At 42.2% G+C, this 20,508-nt stretch carries 16 protein-coding genes; 15 read left to right on the top strand and 1 reads right to left on the bottom strand.

Annotated features, from left to right (window positions below; translation table 11 throughout):
- The 10 genes from PUQ60_RS02365 to PUQ60_RS02320 all read left to right on the top strand — a co-directional run bounded on the left by PUQ60_RS02365 (position 1) and on the right by PUQ60_RS02320 (position 11,881).
- The gene (locus PUQ60_RS02365) at positions 1-843 is read left to right on the top strand and encodes a hypothetical protein (protein WP_273400864.1); all 843 of its coding nucleotides are present in this window, start codon (positions 1-3) and stop codon (positions 841-843) included.
- A gap of 21 nt (positions 844-864) precedes the next feature.
- Complete coding sequence (locus PUQ60_RS02360) at positions 865-1,323, top strand: hypothetical protein (RefSeq protein ID WP_273400862.1); 459 nt, start codon at positions 865-867, stop codon at positions 1,321-1,323.
- Between the two features lie 16 nt (positions 1,324-1,339).
- On the top strand, positions 1,340-2,290 hold the full coding sequence (locus PUQ60_RS02355; protein ID WP_118472836.1) for a glycosyltransferase family 2 protein: 951 nt from the start codon (positions 1,340-1,342) through the stop codon (positions 2,288-2,290).
- A gap of 32 nt (positions 2,291-2,322) precedes the next feature.
- Entirely contained in the window at positions 2,323-3,579 is a 1,257-nt protein-coding gene (locus tag PUQ60_RS02350; RefSeq protein WP_118472835.1) for a nucleotide sugar dehydrogenase, read from the top strand.
- 30 nt (positions 3,580-3,609) lie between these two features.
- Positions 3,610-5,970: a YfhO family protein gene (locus PUQ60_RS02345; protein WP_118472834.1), complete on the top strand. Its 2,361-nt coding sequence runs from the start codon at positions 3,610-3,612 to the stop codon at positions 5,968-5,970.
- Positions 5,960-6,943 carry a glycosyltransferase family 2 protein gene (locus PUQ60_RS02340; protein WP_118472833.1) on the top strand — a complete coding sequence of 328 codons (984 nt, stop codon included), beginning with the start codon at positions 5,960-5,962 and terminating at the stop codon, positions 6,941-6,943. The genes PUQ60_RS02345 and PUQ60_RS02340 overlap by 11 nt, the downstream gene beginning before the upstream one ends.
- A gap of 36 nt (positions 6,944-6,979) precedes the next feature.
- The gene (locus PUQ60_RS02335) at positions 6,980-7,894 is read left to right on the top strand and encodes a sugar phosphate nucleotidyltransferase (RefSeq protein WP_118472881.1); all 915 of its coding nucleotides are present in this window, start codon (positions 6,980-6,982) and stop codon (positions 7,892-7,894) included.
- Between the two features lie 40 nt (positions 7,895-7,934).
- Positions 7,935-9,164, top strand: coding sequence for a hypothetical protein (locus PUQ60_RS02330; protein ID WP_273417137.1), 1,230 nt, complete (start codon positions 7,935-7,937; stop codon positions 9,162-9,164).
- A gap of 185 nt (positions 9,165-9,349) precedes the next feature.
- The gene (locus PUQ60_RS02325) at positions 9,350-10,174 is read left to right on the top strand and encodes a hypothetical protein (RefSeq protein ID WP_273401221.1); all 825 of its coding nucleotides are present in this window, start codon (positions 9,350-9,352) and stop codon (positions 10,172-10,174) included.
- A 117-nt stretch (positions 10,175-10,291) separates the two neighbouring features.
- A complete protein-coding gene (locus tag PUQ60_RS02320; RefSeq protein ID WP_273401224.1) occupies positions 10,292-11,881 on the top strand; it encodes an AAA family ATPase in 1,590 nt (529 codons plus the stop codon).
- A 106-nt stretch (positions 11,882-11,987) separates the two neighbouring features.
- Here PUQ60_RS02320 and PUQ60_RS02315 read toward each other — a convergent pair whose 3' ends face one another.
- Complete coding sequence (locus tag PUQ60_RS02315; protein ID WP_273401226.1) at positions 11,988-13,367, bottom strand: MATE family efflux transporter; 1,380 nt, start codon at positions 13,365-13,367, stop codon at positions 11,988-11,990.
- A gap of 155 nt (positions 13,368-13,522) precedes the next feature.
- On the opposite strand from PUQ60_RS02315, the gene PUQ60_RS02310 reads away from it, so the two are divergent.
- The 5 genes from PUQ60_RS02310 to deoD all read left to right on the top strand — a co-directional run bounded on the left by PUQ60_RS02310 (position 13,523) and on the right by deoD (position 20,407).
- Complete coding sequence (locus tag PUQ60_RS02310) at positions 13,523-13,759, top strand: hypothetical protein (RefSeq protein WP_022360338.1); 237 nt, start codon at positions 13,523-13,525, stop codon at positions 13,757-13,759.
- 372 nt (positions 13,760-14,131) lie between these two features.
- Positions 14,132-14,917 (top strand): ZIP family metal transporter, encoded by a 786-nt coding sequence (locus PUQ60_RS02305; protein WP_118491150.1) that lies wholly within the window; start codon positions 14,132-14,134, stop codon positions 14,915-14,917.
- A gap of 484 nt (positions 14,918-15,401) precedes the next feature.
- The gene (locus PUQ60_RS02300) at positions 15,402-17,321 is read left to right on the top strand and encodes a DNA gyrase subunit B (protein ID WP_118523004.1); all 1,920 of its coding nucleotides are present in this window, start codon (positions 15,402-15,404) and stop codon (positions 17,319-17,321) included.
- An 85-nt stretch (positions 17,322-17,406) separates the two neighbouring features.
- Positions 17,407-19,650, top strand: coding sequence for a DNA topoisomerase (ATP-hydrolyzing) (locus PUQ60_RS02295; RefSeq protein ID WP_118472828.1), 2,244 nt, complete (start codon positions 17,407-17,409; stop codon positions 19,648-19,650).
- A 34-nt stretch (positions 19,651-19,684) separates the two neighbouring features.
- Positions 19,685-20,407, top strand: a complete 723-nt coding sequence (gene deoD / locus PUQ60_RS02290) for a purine-nucleoside phosphorylase (protein ID WP_118472827.1) — start codon at positions 19,685-19,687, stop codon at positions 20,405-20,407.
- Positions 20,408-20,508: the final 101 nt, after the last annotated feature.

Raw genomic sequence — 20,508 nt, 5'->3', positions numbered from 1 at the left:
ATGAAAAACTCAAAAATATCGGCTTTTTTGAAAAAATACATAGTACTATTTATTTTGTTATGTGCAGTATTTACTTTTTTGAAAACAATAATATATATACTTCCAAATGAACCAATTCAGAAGAATATAAGGAATTCTATGGAACAGATAAATGAAGAGGGAGTATATCCAAGAATGTTTTATTCTGGAAAAGATAGTGCAGCACAACGTTTAGATAATTATTCAGAGGCTATTTATTTAAATGTAGCATATGCTTCGAATCAAAAGAATGTATTAAATTTAGCGATGGGAGATTATAGAGCGTCTTTCAAAGGAATGAATCCTCTGGAAGCATTAAATCAATTAATTTTGAGTGATGGAAATGAGAAAGTTTCATATAGAGACTATGCTAGGCATTGGATGGGGAGTGAGGTGTTTATTCGTCCATTGTTGATGTTTTTTACATTACCTCAAATTAGATTGATTTACCAGGCCGTATTTATAATTTTGATTTTTTGTACTTGCCGAATTAGTGAGAAAACATTTGGTAAAAAAATTGGATTTTCTCTTTTGATGGCTTTATTGTCGGTGAATATGATTGTTTTATGTTCATCAAGTAATTTCCTTGGAAGCTTTTTTGTAGCATTAATAGGTATAATAGTTGTTTGCAAAAAAGACTATGATGAATCGGCTACAATGTTCGTTGTAGGTGGAGTGACTAGCTTTTTGGATTTATTAGTGACGCCAATGGCATCATATACATTAGTTATGAATATGTTATTGATAAAGAGAGATGTTAAACATGAAAATGAACAGATAAAAGACAAGTTTGTCTTTTTGTTAAAGTGTAGTGCTTCTTGGTGAATAGGATATCTTGGCTTGTGGATGAGTAAATGGATTTTATCATCAATTATCCTAAGAAAAAATATTATTTTAGATGCTTATTTGGAAACAAAGAAATATGGAATACAATCATCTGAGTATGATATGAAAAGCGGCAGAGATGTATTAGAGCTTATTTCAAAAGAGATAAAGCAAATATTTCCAATAAACTTAATTGCTTGGAATTCATTGTTTGGAAAAATATTGATTATGATGCTCATTTGTATTTTGTTGTTTTTGTTATATAGAATTTTCAAGGAAAAACCGAAATATGTATTTTGTTTATTAGTAGGATGTGCTCCGTATGTATGGTTTTTAGCATGTCCGGGGCATTCTTGGGTTCATTTTTGGTTTACATATCGTTCGCAAGTAGGAACAGTGTTTGCATTTGTGTTCGTTTGTTTTAATGTGTTTTTTATAAAAAATAATAAAAGTGAAATATTACAAGAAACACATACGTGAAGATAAGGAGAGCGATATGGATAAAATAGCAGTATTAATCCCATGTTTTAATGAGTCTCAAACGATAGAAAAAGTAGTTTCCGATTGGAAAAGGGAGCTTCCGGAAGCTGTTATATATGTGTATGATAATAATTCTAGTGACAATACAGCTGATTTAGCAACCAAAGCAGGAGCTGTGGTTAGGCATGAGTATTCACAAGGAAAGGGAAATGTCATACGACGGATGTTTAGAGAGATTGATGCTCAATGTTACATCATGGTTGATGGAGATGATACCTATCCAGCGGAATACGGAAAACAAATGGCAAATTTGGTGCTCAAAAAAAGAACGGATATGGTGGTAGGAGACCGTTTATCATCTACATATTTTGATGAAAATAAGCGTCCATTTCATAATTTTGGAAATTGTATTGTTAGAGGTTCTATTAATCGACTTTTTAAAACGGATATCAGAGATATTATGACAGGATACAGGGCATTTAGTTATTTGTTTGTTAAAAGTTTTCCGGTTCTGTCAAAAGGTTTTGAAATTGAAACAGAAATGACGATCCATGCAGTAGATAAAAATATGCGGATTGAAAATGTAATTATTGAATATAGGGATAGACCAGAGGGAAGCGAATCAAAACTTAATACATATTCGGATGGATTTAAAGTATTAAAAACGATTGGAAAACTGTATAAAAACTATCATCCACTGGGATTCTTTGGAAGAATTTCTACGATATTAATTTTAGCTTCAGCACTCCTGTTTCTTCCGATTGCTATTAAATTTCTTCAAACGGGGTTTGTCCCTAATTTTCCGACATTAATTGTTTCTGGTTTTATAGCCGTGACAGCAATTATATCTTATTTTGCAGGATTAATATTGGAAACGTTGACAGAGAAAGAACGACAAGAGTTTGAATTTCGATTGCAAGTAATTGAAAATTTGGAGAAAAGCATAAAGAATATAGACTTCAAATGAAATTAATTGTAAAAAAGAAGAGGCAATAGAAAATGAAAAAATTTGAAGATTTAAAAATCGCAGTAGCTGGCACAGGATATGTAGGTTTATCGATTGCAACTCTTTTGGCGCAGCATCATAAGGTAATGGCAGTTGATATTGTTCCAGAAAAAGTAGAGTTGATTAATAGGGGAAAATCACCAATCCAGGATGAATACATAGAAAAATATCTGGCAGAAGAAAAATTGAATCTTACAGCAACGCTTGATGCAAAAGAGGCATATAGTAACGCGGATTATGTGGTTATTGCTGCGCCAACAAATTATGATTCAAAAACACATTATTTTGACACGTCAGCAGTTGAAGCTGTCATTGAGCTGGTTATGAAATATAATCCGGATGCAATTATGGTTATCAAGAGTACCATTCCGGTTGGATATACAACCTCTGTTCGTGAAAAGTTTAATTGTAAAAATATAATTTTTAGTCCGGAGTTTCTTCGAGAAAGTAAAGCCTTATATGATAATTTATATCCAAGCCGTATTATTGTTGGAACAGATTTGAAGGATGATCGGTTAAAGAAAGCAGCACAGCAATTCGCAGAACTTCTGCAGGAAGGTGCAATTAAAGAAAATATCGATACCTTGATTATGGGCTTTACCGAAGCGGAGGCTGTGAAACTTTTTGCAAATACCTATTTAGCACTGCGCGTGGCGTATTTTAATGAACTGGATACATATGCGGAAAGTAAAGGATTGAATACACAGCAGATTATAGATGGAGTGTGTCTGGATCCCAGAATTGGCAACCAATATAACAACCCTAGTTTTGGGTATGGAGGCTATTGTCTGCCGAAGGATACAAAGCAGTTGCTGGCAAATTATGCGGACGTTCCAGAAAATTTGATTGAAGCGATCGTAGAGAGCAACCGGACCCGGAAGGATTTTATTGCCGACCAGGTATTGAAATTAGCCGGATATTATGGATATGAGGATGATAACGAATTCGAAGAAGAGAAAGAAAAGAATGTGACTATCGGAGTTTACCGGTTGACAATGAAAAGTAATAGCGACAATTTCAGACAGAGCTCGATTCAGGGAGTTATGAAAAGGATTAAAGCAAAAGGGGCAAAGGTGATCGTATATGAGCCGACTTTAAAGGATGGAGAGACATTTTTTGGGTCACTCGTTGTAAATGATCTGAGTAAATTCAAACAATTAAGCCAGGCGATTGTAGCAAATCGCTATGACAGTTCGCTGGATGATGTGAAAGAAAAGGTTTATACAAGAGATATTTTCCAAAGGGACTAGAAAAGTATTTATTGCACAAGGAGAGCATGGATGTGCACAGCATATAAAGAAAGAAAAAAGATTGATTTTAACAGATATCCTGAGCTGGAGGCATTTATAATGTGTGCTTTGATTGCCGGAATCATTATGATCCCGGCAATGATTTTAAATCATGGATATTTTGCACTGTCAAATGATTTTTCGGCAGAGGAAATTCCGTTTGGAATGCTGATGAACAGGGCAATCAAGTCGGGAGAAACTTGGAGCTGGGGAATTGATTTGGGAGGAAATCTACTAGAATCATTTGGCTTTTATAATATTGGAAGTGTATTTTACTGGATTTCCCTTTTGTTCCCGGCAGAATTGTATCCACGGGTAATAGGATGGCTATTTATATTAAAGATTGCGGTCGCAGGATATTCATCTGCATTGTGGATGAAAAGATACTTACATAAAAAAGATGCTATATTGATAGGCGCGATGTTATATGCATTTTCGGGAGCACAATGTATTAATATTGTTTTTTATCATTTCCAGGATGTGATAGCGTTGTTCCCATTTATGCTGGCTGCCTTGGACAAAATGATATTGGATAAAAAGAAGGGATGTTTTGCACTGGCATGTGCCGTGAATTTGTTATGTAATCCGATATTTTTCTGGGGCACTACCTGCTTTACAGTTTTATATTATATTTTCCGTTTTTTACTTCCAAATTTGCGTGAAAAAGGACAGATAAAAAATATTTTAACTTGTTTCTGGGAAGGAATTTTGGGATGCCTGATTTCGGGTGTGATTGTAGTTCCGACATTTTTGTCCATGATGGGAAATAAGCGGGCAACTGCTGTTTTACCAATATCGGACTGGTTTTTAATGACGGTAAAAGAATGGCTGATTGAAGTAGGGGCTTTCTTTTTTCCAGCGGAATCAATGGATTCATATTCTGCAATTGTGTCTAATGACTGGGGAAGCTGGGGAATTTACTTACCATTGTTCGGATTGGCTTTTGTATTGACATATATTTTTCATGAGAAAAATTGGCTGAGTTCTTTGATTAAATGTTGTTTTGTAATGGCAGTGATTCCAATTTTGAATAGCGTATTTATAGCATTTTCACCAGATAGATATGGAAGATGGCTGTTTATGTTTTCCTTACTTTTGTCTTTGGCAACGGCCGTAGTTTGTGAAAAAGCGGATAAATATAGAGATTCTTTAAAATATGGATTGATAATTTCTATGGGTGTCATTTTGACGTTTACAATAGCGCTATGCTGCTTAAAACGGATACATTATGACGGTATAGAAATTTTTCGGATTCACCGATTTGTGCTTAATATAATGAGTGCTGTTTTGGGAGTGGTGGTGCTTGCAGCCATAATCAAAAACAAGCGTAGCGAGTGCACAAAAATATATAAAGGTGCTACTATCTTTTTTAGTGTATGTTTGTTGGGAGTAAGTGTTTTTGATTATCAGAATGGGGCGCTGGATAATACTGGGATAAATTTCCGTATTGAATCAAATCAGTATTCTAAAAATGTTTCTACTTATTTGACGGAGATTCCATCACTTTTGAAAAGGAATGTATTGCCCTACAGATATTATTTTGATGAGGGAATTGGATATACATACTATAATCTTAGTATGACAAATGAACTCCCATCAACGAATTCTTTTATAAGTACGTGCCATTCTTCTGTTTTTGATTTTTATCGTGCGCTTGGAATCAACAGAGGAAATATGTCTCCGGCTGGTCCGGTCGGAATGCAGGAATTATTGGGTGCCAGATATATCGTTACGATGAAAAAATTAAGCAATCTGAAATTGATAAAGCATATAAAGAATGCGAATAATCAAGATTTTTATATATATGCAAATCAAGCGGCGCTTCCGATGGGAACTTTATATGATTCATATATAACAAAGTCAGAATTTAACAAAGTTTCTGCGGAACTACGGGCTTTGGTCATGCTTCATACTTTAGTAATTGAAGATCAGGATGTAGAAAAAGTAGAGAAACAATTAAAACATGCGCCGGAATATATTGAATTGGCGGGGGAGGAGCTGCTAAAAAGAACGATACAAAATAAAAATCCTAATTCTAATTTTGAAACTAAAAAAAATACTTTAAATATTAGACTGGAAGCCGATAAGAAAGAATTTGCATTTTATAGCATACCGTATGATCGCTTTTGGAAAGTAAAGGTCAATGGATATGATGCAGAAATGTATAATTGCAATGGGTTAATAGCAATACCAGTTGAAAAAGGAGAAAATATAATAGAGTTTCGATACGAATATACACCCTTTAAAGTTGGAATATCTTTAAGTGCAGTAGGCTGTGTTTTATTTGCTTTATACGATCGCTTGCAAAAAAATGTGAAGCAAAAAGAAAGTAGTGAAAATAATGAAAAATAAACCTGTTTTATATATAATAATCCCTTGCTATAATGAAGAAAAAGTGCTTCCTATTACGGCGCCGTTGTTCAAACAGGAAATAATGAAATTAATCAATAGAAACATTATATCAGTTAAGAGTAAAATTATGTTTGTGAATGACGGAAGTAAAGATCAAACATGGAATATTTTATGTGAATTGGCAAAGAAAGATGATTGCTTTCTTGGTATATCACAAAGCCGTAATAGAGGACATCAAAATGCTGTTTTAGCAGGTTTGATGGAATCAAAGGATCAATGTGATATTACAATATCGATTGATTGTGATGGTCAGGATGATATCAATGCCATGGATTCTATGGTAGAAGAATATTTAAAAGGAAATGAAATCGTATATGGTGTGAGAAGCAGGCGGGATACAGACACTTTTTTCAAAAGGTTTACAGCGGAGTCTTTTTATAAGCTATTAAATTGGATGGGAGTGGAGGTCATTTATAATCATGCGGACTATCGTCTGATATCTTCCCGGGTTCTTCAGGAGTTTGCAAATTATAAAGAGGTAAATATTTTTTTAAGAGGAATGGTTCCCCTGGTTGGATTTAAAAGTACGATCGTATATTATGAAAGGCATGAGAGAATTGCAGGTGAGAGCCATTATCCTCTAAGTAAAATGCTTTCGCTGGCTTTTGATGGCATTACGAGTCTTAGCATTAAGCCGATTCGAATGATAACGGGAGTTGGTTTTGTTATTGCTGTATTAAGTTTTATCGGAGTGCTTTGGTCGTTTGTGGAGTATTTTATCGGAGAAACCGTAAATGGATGGGCAAGTATGACAAGTTTAATATGTTTTATAGGAGGTGTCCAACTGCTTTGTCTTGGTATTTTGGGTGAATATATTGGAAAGATATACTTAGAAGTGAAAGCCAGACCTCGCTATATTATTAGTGATAGAACGTATACTAAGACAACTATCTGTGAGGAAGAGAATAAATAACTTACTAAGATATAGAGAAATTCTATGGAGGAAAAAATGAACACAACCCTCATCATCATGGCTGCCGGCATCGGTTCCCGTTTCGGAACCGGTATCAAGCAGCTTGCGAAAATGGCTCCCAACGGGGAGATTATCATGGATTTTTCAATTTATGATGCGAAAGAAGCGGGATTTACAAAGGTTGTCTTTGTGATTCGCAAGGCAATTGAGAAAGAATTCAAAGAAGTGATCGGAAACCGATTGTCTAAGGTCATGCCGGTCGAGTATGTTTATCAGGAGTTGGAGGATCTGCCAGAAGGATATGAGGTTCCAGCGGGGCGTGTGAAACCTTGGGGTACAGGACAGGCGATCCTGGCTTGTAAGGATATCGTGAAAGAGCCGTTTGTGATTATCAATGCAGACGACTATTATGGAAAGGAAGCATTTGTCAAGCTGCATGATTTTCTGGTTTCGGGAAAACATGAGGACGGAAAGATAGCTCTGGCGATGGCGGGATTTTCTCTGAAAAATACTTTGAGTGAGAATGGCGCTGTGACCAGAGGCGTCTGTGTGGCGGATGATACAGGTCATCTTGAAAAAGTAATTGAGACAACCGGGATTCAGAAGATAGACGGCAAGATTCGGTGCGATAATGCAGAAGTAGAAGGCTGGATTACACCAGACACGATGGTTTCGATGAATATGTGGGCGGGATATCCGGATTTTTTACAATATATTAGGGAAGGTTTTCCTAGATTTCTAGATCAACTAGGTGAATATCCAGAGAAAAAGGAATACCTCCTTCCGAATATCGTAGCGGAATTGCTGGAAAAAGAAGCGGCTTCAGTTAAGGTACTTTCTACATCGGATAAATGGATTGGAATTACTTATAAGGAAGACATTGAGCCAGCGCAGGAAAGTTTTAGTCAGATGATAACGGCTGGATGCTATCCGGAAAATTTATGGATATAATTAAAGAAGCAGAATTGTTACGAAAGGGAAGAAGTAGATTGTGGCAAGTTGGTTGTTTTACATAGCGGTCTTTTTGAAACAATTTTATATTTTTCCAAGCGGCAATCTTGGGATTGCAGATCTGTTTTTCGCGGCTGCCTGTGTGATGACATTTTATGGAGCATGGAAGAACCGGACAAAATTATTTTACAGGGAAGATATCCCATGGGTTATTTTTCTGATTTTTGTCGCTATCATTAATGGAATCTATTTTATCCGGACTTCCAATCGGGAGTTCCCGCTGCATACGATGTATTGGATTTATTCCGCGTGTCTGATATGGATGTTCCGGACATTGTATTCAGATGGCTTTATGCGTGGTTTGTGCTGGATTTGCCGCATCAATATGGTATTTCAGCTGCTTGTTCTGTTCTCTGGGCGTGGGCGTTATTTCCATGAATCCTGGGGTGGTGCCCGGTTTATGGGAACCTTCAATGATCCGAACCAGTTTGCATTTTTTATCTTTACCATGATGCTGGTACTTTTTATGGGGGATCGGCGGAAAGCGATTTATACGGCGAAAACACGTATCGGCTTCTGGGGAATGTTTCTGTTGGGAGTGTTTTTGATAGGAAAGGCAAAATCAACGGGGATGTTTGTCGGTCTGCTTGTATTCTTTTGTGTGCTTATCGGACAGCTTTTCTGGGACAGATGCTGCCATTCAAAGCGGAAAAAGCTGTGGTGGATAGGCGGCGCGGTTTTTGTGGTGCTGTTGGCTGTTGGGGTATATAGGCTCCTGCCAGGGGCTGATTTTGATGTTTCCCAGACGAGCTACACGCTTCTTTCGCGGATTCAGCAGAAGATTTGGAAACTGGCAAATGGCAATCTTTATGATCTGCTTTATGATCGGAGTGCAGAACGCTTGGTATTGGAACCGCAGTATTTATTATATGGGGCAGGAGAGGGCTTTTTTGAGCGGTTTATTCCATATGATGGGTTTGAGAAGCTGCTGAGTCCGGGCGTGTTTGACGTATTTCATGTGAATGAGATTCATTCGAGTTTTTTTGATGTCTGGTTTTCGTATGGTATCATTCCGGCGGCGGTGCTTGTATATTGGATTGTACGAAATGTGATTCGATGTGATCGGGCACAGCGCGCGGCGGTGCTGGCATTGTTGGCGGAAAGTTTTACGCTGATGAATTGCAGACAGTCATTTTTCTGGTTTTTGATTGTGATGGCGGGGATGAGCGGACGGGAAATGTGTGTGGATGAAAGAGCGACTAAGGAGTAAAAACTCAGCCGTTCTTTTTTATAAAGTGACCGCTTTGCTGGAATTGCTATTTTCATAGAATAGCATATGTAAGGGGAGGATGCAAGAAGAAAAGAAGTTGAAAAATAGATTGGGTAAATCTTTGCAAATTCTTTTTTGAAATGATACAATACAAGAAAAATCTTTGCAAAAAGAAGTGAGGATTTATGATATTTTTAAAGCTAAAATATTATTTCAGTAAATTCAAAATCTGCATCTATATATGTGGAGTCATTCTTGTTTTGTTTACGTTTGTGACATTGTTAGGACAAGTGAATCTTTTCACGCGGGCAGATTCTCAAACCCTATTAGGTATAATCGGAACATTGCTTGGAGCAGTTGTCGGTGCTGTTTTTTCATTGCTTGGGTCTATATGGGTCAACGCACAGCAGCGAAAAGAAGAATTGAATAGGAAAAGAGCGCAGGAAATTTATCGACCGCTTTATGATGAACTTGTAAATATCCATAAAAACATATTGAAAGAAAATCCATATCCTTCTCTTATTAAATTCAGGACGGGGCATCAGACGATGAAACCGCATCCACAGTATGCTGAATGGCGGAAGATAGAATTGGACAGCCGTTATCTTCAGATCCCGGCGGAGTTGAAGAGACAAATGGAACGCCTGTTTGGAGCGCTGGCTGGTTATTTGACGAAACGAAAAGGGGCATCGGATGAAGTGAAGAGAATTCTTGATTCTGTTTTAGAGGAATTCAAACTGCCACCTTGCAGAATAGAAAATTTTGGAAGTGTGGTATTAGGGGATGTTATGAGTGGTAAAAGGAAGGGAATTTATGGAGAGAGTATGTATTTTATGGAAGAGGATGTGCCGGATGAAGCTGTCATAAAAAAAGTAAATGAACGCTTTTATGAGATGGCGGATGAAAGCATAATTTTGAAGGACATGAAGGATGTTTATAATGGCTGGATGCGGGAAGAAGAGATGGCAATTAAAATATTGGAGTTGCTGATTCGGATGGCTGAGAAGTAGAGGAACGTTTTGAATGATGATCTTGTCATTCAAACTATCAAATGTTAATATTAATCATATAAATATGATTAATATTATGAACAGGCAAAGCAACAGCTTCGAAAGGAGTGTGTCAATATGGGGATTTTTGTGAATTCGGATAATTCAGCGTTTCAAGTTGCGTTGAATTCGGAAATCTATATTGATAAAACAGGTTTGTTGACGTATACCAATAAGGTGATGAATACATTGCAGGGATATATTTGCAATAGCCGTCCCAGAAGGTTCGGAAAGTCGATTACGGCGGATATGCTGACAGCGTATTACAGTAAGGGCTGCGATTCAGGGAATATGTTTTCTGGACTTGAAATTAGTCAGAGCCCGGATTTCAAGGAACATCTAAACCGATATGATGTGATTCACTGGGATATCCAGTGGTGTATAGGAGCTGCTGGGGGTGCCGACAGGGTTGTATCGTATATTACAGAGAAAACGATTGAGGAATTAAGAAAATACTATTCAGAAGCAATACCGAGTGACACGTGTTCGCTTCCAGAAGCACTGTCATTTATTTGTAATGCAACGAAGAATAAGTTTGTTGTAATTATTGATGAGTGGGATGTTCTGATTCGTGATATGGCGGCGAATTCGAAAATTCAGGATGAATATATAAGTTTCCTGAGGGGATTGTTTAAGGGAACGGAACCGACCAAATATATTCAACTTGCTTATTTGACGGGCATTCTTCCTATTAAAAAAGAGAAAACCCAGTCGGCACTGAACAATTTTGACGAATTTACGATGTTGAGCGCGGGTCGCTTGTCTCCGTATATTGGATTTACGGAGGCGGAGGTGAAAGAACTTTCAGAACGCTATCAGATGGAATTTGATAAGGTAAAGGCGTGGTATGATGGATATGTTCTAAGAAATTGTCAGGTTTATAATCCCAAAGCAGTTGTGAGTGTCATGTTAGATGGTGAATTTAAGAGCTATTGGTCGGAAACCGCGTCTTATGAGGCGATTGTGCCGCTCATTAATATGGATTATGACGGACTGAAAACGGCAATTATCGAAATGCTGTCTGGAGTTGAAGTGAAGGTAGATACATCAACATTTGGAAATGATATTTCGAATATTCAGAGTAAAGACGATGTGCTGACATATATGATTCATTTGGGGTATTTAGGCTATGATCAGACGAAAAGGATGGCGTTTGTTCCGAATGAAGAAATTCGGCAGGAGTTGACCAGGGCGGTAGAAAGTAAACGCTGGAATGAGATGTTTCTGTTTCAGCAAGAGTCGGAGAGGTTGTTGGATGCAACACTGGATTTGGATGAGAAAGTAGTAGCATCACAGATCGGGAAGATTCATGATGAATATGTATCTGTTATTCAATATCATAATGAAAATTCTTTGAGTAGTGTTCTCGCGATTGCTTATCTGAGTTCGATGCAATATTATTTTAAACCAGTTCGGGAACTACCGACAGGACGTGGATTTGCGGATTTTGTATTTATACCAAAACCAGAGTACAAGAATGATTATCCGGCGCTGGTAATTGAACTTAAATGGAATCAGAATGCACAGACTGCGCTGCAGCAAATCAAAGAAAAGAACTATCCAGAATCGATTTTAAATTATACGGGAAATATTTTATTGGTTGGAATTAATTACGATAAGGTAAGTAAGGAACATACGTGTCGAATTGAAGCATATGGAAAAAATTAATGTATATTTTTGACATAGTAAAAACTATCGTTATATACAGCAATGGCTAAAAGCCCGTCACACAAACTTTTAGCCATTTTCATTTAAATAAATAACCTCTCTATCTTTAAGAATTCTTCCCTTTCTGCAACCTCGTCAATTCCCTCCAAATCGTTAAAAGCATCGTTCCAAAGCAGGCAATTCCGCCGACAAAGTTGGAAATCGGTTCGGCGGCGAAGACGCCGTTGGTGCCCATTCCGAACATACCTGGCAGCAGGATTGTCAGCGGAACGACGATGATGACTTTTCGGAAAATAGAGAAAAAGATCGCTTTTTTGGATTCGCCCAGACCGACGAAAATCGACTGTCCGGAGAATTGGAGCGACATCATAAAGAATCCGAAAAAGTATAAGCGGATCGCTGGGATACCTGCCGCGATGAGTTCTGCATCCTGATTAAAAATGCGGATAAAGAATGCCGGGAACCCATCGACGATCAGCCAGATACCGGTCGTATATAAAATTGCAATAAAAGAGGTAAAGGCGATCGCCTTTTTAACGCGTCCGTATTCTTTTGCCCCATAATTGAAACCGAGCACCGGCTGGGCGCTGTGGGTAACGCCGGTTACTGGAAGAGTTGCAATTTCACGGATGGAGTTGATAACGGTCATAACGCCGACGTAGAGATCGCCGCCGTATACCTGTAAGGTTGCATTGCACATGATCTGGACGGTGCAGTTGGTGATCGCCATCGTAAAACCGGACAGACCGAGACCGACGATTTTCCGGACTCTCTGCGCGGAAAGATGCATGGAAGAACGTCTCAGTTTCAGAATCGTTTTGTCACTGGTTAAAAACCGCAGAATCCAGATAGCGGAGAGAAGCTGCGACAGGATGGTGGCGAGCGCCGCGCCGCGGATTCCCATGTGAAGCACAAAGATAAAAATCGGGTCGAGCAGGATATTGGCGGCAGCGCCTAAAAGGACGGTCATCATGCCGATGCGCCCGAAGCCCTGTGAATTGATGAACGAGTTCATGCCAAGTCCGACCATCACGAACAGGCTGCCGAGCAGATAGATCGTAATGTAAGCATTCGCATATGGATAAGTAGCGTCGCTGGCGCCGAACAGATACAGCATTGGTTTGCGGAATATCAGGCAGAGAAGGGTCAGAAGCACACCTGAAATGAGCATCATGGAGAAGGAATTTCCCATGATTGCCTCGGCTTCTTTGATATCCCCGCGCCCGCGTTCGATCGAGCAGAGCGGCGCACCGCCCATGCCAAACAGGTTGGCAAATGCGATGACGAGCGTGATAATTGGCAGTGAAAGCCCGATGCCGGTCAAAGATAGAGTGGCGTGATCGGGAATGCGCCCGATATAGATGCGGTCGACGATGTTGTACAGGACATTGATAAGCTGCGCCAGCGTCATCGGGATTGCGAGATTCATGATATTTTTAACGATACTTCCTTTGGAGAAATCGTTCTGTGTATTGGAATTACTCATACAAACTCCTTTTTTCTTGCGTTTGGATACAACCTGATATTATAATAAAGCAAAAGAAATTTGTCCAGAGAGAAAGACATTCAAAAAAGGAAGTTCGATATTGCACAAATAAGAGATTTGTGCTATTCTCAAAGAAAACGAAAGGGGTATGTATTATGCCGAGAGGACCAAAACGTTCTGCATTAGAAGTAAACAAAGAGAAGCTGGCAGCGGTAGAAGAGAAGCTGGCTAAATTAGAAGAAACCGTTAAAGCTCTGAAAGCAGAGAAAAAGGAATTAGCGGCTGAGATTCGTAAAGCTGAATTAAGCGAATTACTGGATGCGATCGAAGAGAGCAATTTAAGCGTAAACGATGTTCATGAGTTTATCAAACAGAATTCTGAGCAGAAATAAATTACAAAGTGATAAATCATTGTATTCAAAGAATGAAAAGAGAACTGGAAATTAGGGACAGCCTGGTTTCTGGTTCTTTTTTTGTTTTGTGAAAAAACGTTTGTAAACGAAACATATGAAAGAATGCCGGTGCCGAAACAGAGGGTTGTTTGAATCGGATTTGAGCCGGGATTGGCGGATGAAATCGGCTTAATGATAAAAAGGAACCGTGCAAAAGAAAGGTGCATATGCTACAATAGGAATATTCAATCAGAGGAACTTGAGATGACTTCTTTGATCAAACCGGTACCTCAAAGAGAAATAGAAGAAAAAAAACAAGGTTCCGGGGAAAGAACCGCTCAGATATTAAAAAAGAAAGCGAAGGGAATGAATATGGATCATAATACGCTACTTGGGGTTTTGATTCCGTTTGTCGGTACGACGGCGGGAGCAGCTTGCGTCTTTTTTTTGAAAAATGAGTTAAAGCCGATCATCCAGAAAACGCTTTTGGGGTTCGCATCGGGGGTGATGGTGGCGGCGTCGGTCTGGTCGCTTTTAATTCCATCGATGAATATGTGCGAAGCGATGGGGCGTCTGGCATTTCTGCCGGCATCCATTGGGTTTATGGTGGGTATTCTGATGCTGCTTTTGCTGGATCGCCTGATTCCGCATCTGCATCTGGGAAGTGATGAGCCGGAGGGACATATGTGCGGGCTCAAGAAGACAACGATGCTGGTTCTGGCGGTCACACTTCACAATATCCCGGAGGGCATGGCAGTCGGAGTGGTATTTGCCGGATTCTTAGCAGAAAAGAGCGGCATCACGCTTGCAGCGGCGCTGGCACTTTCACTTGGAATTGCGATTCAGAACTTCCCGGAGGGAGCGATCATTTCCCTGCCGCTTCGGAGTGAGTCGGGGATGAGCCGGAAAAAGGCGTTTGCGATGGGAACACTCTCCGGTATCGTCGAGCCGATCGGGGCGCTTGCGACGATCGCCGCGTACCGCTATCTGGAACCGGTTCTGCCGGTTCTCCTGGCGCTTGCAGCAGGGGCGATGATTTACGTGGTTGTGGAGGAGCTGATTCCGGAGTCGGCGCAGGGCAGTCATTCCGATATGGGAACGATCGGATTTGCGGTTGGATTTGTGCTGATGATGATTCTGGATGTGGCGCTGGGATAAAAGAAAGCTGGCAGTGCTGGCATGGAATCCGGTTGCCTGAAAAAGCGAACATTTGTTCTGAAAAATGCGTTGCAAAATTTTTGAATTTATGTAATAATATTTGTAGCTGTTCAGTAGGTCCGCGCATTTACTGCGCTGACCGTACGAAAACATGGGCTAGCAGGCAAAAATCCCATTGCCGCAGGCAATTTTTAATGGATTTTTGCGCGTGACTGTGAAGGTACTGAACAGTTACTAATATTTTATAGTAAATGAGAACGGTTTACTACTTTTTCGCTAATGAAAAGTCTATAAAACAATGGCTGGCGGGTGTGATGCCAGAGAGTTAGAATGTTCTATTTGCATGATTTCAAAGTCATAAAATAAATACGTATTATAAGTGGAAGAAATCAGCTTGACCAGTGAAATAAAAGCTGCCGTTTGCATCATACGTGTAAAAGGCAGTAAATATTATTCCAAGGTCGGGCACAGGAGGAATGAATCTATGGGTAAAACACAGTATGATGCGGACAGCATAACGGTTCTGGAGGGGCTGGAGGCTGTCCGTAAGCGTCCTGGTATGTATATAGGAAGTGTGGGAACGAAGGGACTGAATCACCTGATCTATGAGATCGTGGATAACTCGGTCGATGAGCACCTGGCGGGCGCCTGTTCCCAGATCCGCGTGACGCTGGAGGCGGACGGCTCCTGCACCGTTCGGGACAATGGACGCGGTATTCCGGTGGAGATGCATAAAAAGGGTGTGGCAGCGGAGCGAATTGTGCTCTCGACCTTGCACGCGGGCGGCAAGTTTGACAACAATGCGTACAAGACGAGCGGCGGTCTGCACGGCGTCGGTTCGTCGGTTGTCAATGCCCTCTCAGCGCATCTGGAGGTCAATGTATATAAGAATGGACAGATCCATCACGATGCATATGAGCGCGGCATCCCGACGGTTGAGCTGATCGATGGTCTTCTGCCGGTGGTTGGAAAGACAAGAGAGACCGGAACAGAGATCAATTTTCTGCCGGATCCGGAGATTTTTGAAAAAACGCGGTTCAAGGCGGACTGGCTCAAGAGCCGCCTGCATGAGACGGCATATCTGAACCCGAAGCTGACGATTCTTTATGAGAATAAGCGGGCAGGCGAGGCTGAAAAGGTGACTTATTCGGAGCCGGACGGCATCGTGGCGTATGTGCGCGAGCTGAACAGCACGAAGACGCCGATTCATGATCCAATTTATTTTAAGGGCGTCAGCGACCAGATCGAGGTTGAAGTGGCGTTCCAGTTTGTCGATGCATTTGAGGAAAATGTACTTGGCTTCTGCAACAATATTTTCACACAGGAGGGCGGCACGCATCTGGCGGGCTTTAAGACGCGTTTTACCCAGATGATCAACAGCTATGCGAAAGAGCTGGGAATCCTGAAGGAAAAAGATACAAAATTTACAGGACCGGATACGAGAAACGGCATGACGGCGGTTGTGGCGGTCAAGCATCCGGATCCGATCTTTGAGGGGCAGACGAAGACAAAGCTGGCGAGTGCCGATGCGACAAAAGCGGTGTTCAGCGTGACAGGGGACGAGCTGCAGCTTTATTTTGACCGGAATTTAGAGGTATTAAAGGCGATCATCGCCTGTGCGGAGAAATCTGCAAAGATCCGGAAGGCAGAGGAACGCGCCAAGACCAATATGCTGACGAAATCCCGTTTTTCCTTTGACAGCAACGGAAAGCTGGCAAACTGTGAGAGCCGCGAGGCGGAGAAATGTGAGATTTTCATTGTCGAGGGAGATTCCGCGGGCGGTTCAGCTAAGATGGGACGAAACCGCCGCTATCAGGCGATCCTGCCGATCCGGGGCAAGATTTTAAATGTGGAGAAAGCTTCGATGGACAAGGTGTTGGCGAATGCCGAGATCAAGACGATGATCAATGCGTTTGGCTGCGGCTTTTCGGAAGGATATGGCAATGATTTCGATATTGCGAAGCTGCGTTACCACAAGATCGTCCTGATGACGGATGCCGATGTGGACGGAAGCCATATTGATACGCTGCTCCTGACTTTCTTATACCGTTTTATGCCGGAATTGATTCAGAACGGGCACGTATATATTGCGATGCCGCCGTTATTTAAGGTGATTCCGAAAAAGGGAAAAGAAGAGTATCTATACGATGAGAAAGCATTGGAGCGCTACCGCAGAACCCACACAGGAGAATTTACCCTGCAGCGCTACAAAGGTCTGGGCGAGATGGATGCGGAACAGCTCTGGGAGACGACGTTAAACCCGGAGAACCGTGTGCTCAAGCGTGTGGAGATCGAGGATGCCCGGATGGCGTCGGAGATCACGGAGATGCTGATGGGAAGCGACGTGCCGCCGAGACGGCAGTTTATCTACGATCACGCGGATGAGGCGGAGATAGATGCTTAATAGAAAGATTATGAGTAACTGTGAAGGCACTGAACAGTTACGATTATGAAAGTATATGACAGGAATTTAGGAGATAGAAAATAGAATGGCTGAAACGATCATTACGACAGAATATTCAGAGGAAATGCAGCGCAGCTATATGAACTACTCGATGAGTGTCATCACGGCCCGCGCCATCCCGGATGCGAGGGATGGTTTGAAACCGGTACAGCGCCGCGTCCTTTACGATATGGGGGAGCTGCATCTGGGGCACGACAAGCCGCACCGGAAATCGGCGCGTATCGTCGGTGATACGATGGGTAAATACCACCCGCACGGCGACAGTTCGATCTATGAGACGCTGGTCGTGCTTTCCCAGAATTTTAAGAAAGGAATGCCGCTGGTAGACGGACATGGAAACTTTGGTTCTATCGAGGGCGACGGGGCGGCGGCGATGCGTTACACGGAGGCGCGTCTCCAGAAGTTTGCGGAGGAAGTATATTTAAAGGATTTGGATAAGACCGTCCGCTTTGTGCCGAACTACGATGAGACGGAGAAAGAGCCGGAGGTTCTGCCGGTCCGTGTGCCGAATCTTCTGATTAACGGTGCCGAGGGAATTGCGGTCGGCATGAGTACCAGCATTCCGCCGCACAATCTGGGCGAGGTCATCGATACGGTGATGGCGTATATCGATCAGCCGGAGATGGAGACGGAAGCGCTTCTGAGCGTCTTAAAGGGACCGGATTTCCCGACAGGCGGCATCATTGCGAATAAGAGTGAGCTTCCGGCGATCTATGAGACGGGAATGGGGCGCATCAAGCTGCGTGCCCGGATGGAGGTGGAGCTTGGAAAACGCCGTTCTGACCGGGACAAGCTGGTGATCACGGAGATTCCGTACACGATGATCGGCGCGGGCATCAATAAATGTCTGTCGGATATCGCAGATCTGGTTGAGTCCAAGAAACTTGCCGATGTGGTGGATATTTCCAACCAATCGAATAAAGAAGGAATCCGGATTGTTCTGGAACTCAAGAAAGATGCGGATATTGAGAAAATCCAGAATATTTTGTATAAAAAGACAAAACTGGAGGATACATTCGGCGTCAATATGCTGGCGATCACGAATGGACGCCCGGAGACGCTGAATTTAAAGGGAATCTTAAAGAATTACCTGGATTTCCAGTATGAAAATAATACCCGCAAGTATCAGGTGCTTCTGGAAAAGGAGCAGGAGAAGAAGGAGATCAAGGAAGGTCTGATCACAGCCTGCGACTGCATCGATCTGATTATCGCGATCCTGCGCGGTTCGAAGAATCTGAAAGATGCGAAAGCCTGCCTGATGGAGGGCGATATTTCCAAAATACAGTTCCGCACACCGGGATTTGAGGAAGACGCCAAGAAGCTTCATTTTACGGAGAAACAGGCATCTGCGATTCTGGAAATGCGTCTCTATAAACTGATCGGCCTGGAGATCTTGGCATTGCAGAAGGAGTACAAAGAGACACTTCGAAAGATCAAAGAATACCAGAAGATTCTCGGCAGCCGTGAGGCGATGGACGAGGTGATTAAAGAAGATCTTCGGTCAATCAAGGAAGAGTTTGCAGTGGAACGCCGGACGAAGATCGAGGATGGACGCGAGGCGGTGTATGACGAGGCGGCGGAGAGCGCCAGACCGGGCGTGTTCGTGCTGGACAAGTTTGGTTATTGCAAGATTCTGGAACCGTCGATCTACGAGCGGAACCGGGAGACAGTGGACACGGAGAATATGTATGTACTGTCGTGCCATACGACGGATAAGATTGGATTGTTTACGGATCTGGGTGCATTCCATCAGGTGAAGGTGACGGAGATTCCGTTTGGAAAGCTGCGCGATAAGGGTGTGCCGATTGATAACCTGAGTAAATTTGATGGTACCAAAGAACGTCCGGTCTGTGTGGTGAATGCGGCGCAGTTAAAGGGACAGAAGCTATTATTTGCAACGAAAGATGCGATGATCAAGATCGTGCCGGGCGGGGAATTTGAGACAAATAACCGGACAGTGGCGGCGACCAAGCTTCAGGAGAATGATATGCTTCTCTCGGTACAGTCGGCGGACGGCATGAGAGAGGCGGTCATCCAGACAACCAGCGGTATCTTCCTGCGATTCCCGATCGAGGAGATATCGGAGATGAAGAAGAATGCGAAAGGTGTGCGCGGCATCAAGCTGGGACGTACCGAGTCGCTGGAGGCAATCCATCTGCTGGACGGCACCGAGGACGATCCGATCGTTATGTATAAAGAAAAACCGGTTCATTTGAGCCGTTTGAAAATAGGCCACCGCGACGGCAAGGGAAGCCGGGCGAGAAGCTAGAACAAAACAGAAAGAAAAAAAGGAGGTATTTCATATGACTGAACTTCAGAACACACCGACCCCTCATATCGGGGCAAAGCAGGGCGAGATTGCGGAGACAATTCTGCTTCCGGGCGATCCGCTGCGGGCAAAGTATATCGCAGAACATTTTCTGACGGATGCAAAACAGTTCAATACAACGAGAAATATGTACGGTTATACCGGCTATTATCAGGGCAAACGCGTGTCTGTCATGGGAACCGGCATGGGCTGTCCGTCGATGGGAATTTATTCGTATGAGCTGATTCATTTTTATGGATGCAAGAATCTGATCCGGATCGGAACAGCCGGTGCGCTGCGTCCGGAGGTAAAGGTGCGCGAGCTTATTTTTGCGATGGGCTCCTGTACGACATCCAACTATGTAAAACAGTTTTGCCTGCCGGGGGATTATTCCTGCGTGTGCAGCTATGAGCTGCTGGAAAAGGCGGTTGAGTCTGCGAAAAAGAGAAATTTAAAATATCATGTCGGTAATATTTTGTGTTCCGATATGTTCTACAATCCACCGCTTGAGCCGACCGGAACTACCTGGGCGCAGATGGGTGTGCTGGCAGTGGAGATGGAGTCGGCGGCACTTTACAGCAACGCTGCCTATGCGGGCGCAAATGCGATCTGTATCCTGACCGTATCGGATTCGGCAGTGACCGGAGAGGCGACGACGGCAGAAGAACGCGAGAAGACGTTTACCAATATGATGGAAGTGGCGCTGGATCTGGTGTAAGTGCTAAGCTGGTAAAATAAAAGTAGAATTTGAAGGTTACTGTTTATGGGTAGGCACTTTTGGAACCGAAAGTGCCGTAAGAAAACGTGGTGGCAGCAGGA

This window comes from Clostridium sp. AF02-29 (genome assembly GCF_934835585.1).
Lineage (GTDB): Bacteria > Bacillota > Clostridia > Lachnospirales > Lachnospiraceae > Otoolea > Otoolea fessa.
Note: the sequence above shows the minus strand (reverse complement) of the source record. Positions and strands in the feature narration are given on the sequence as shown.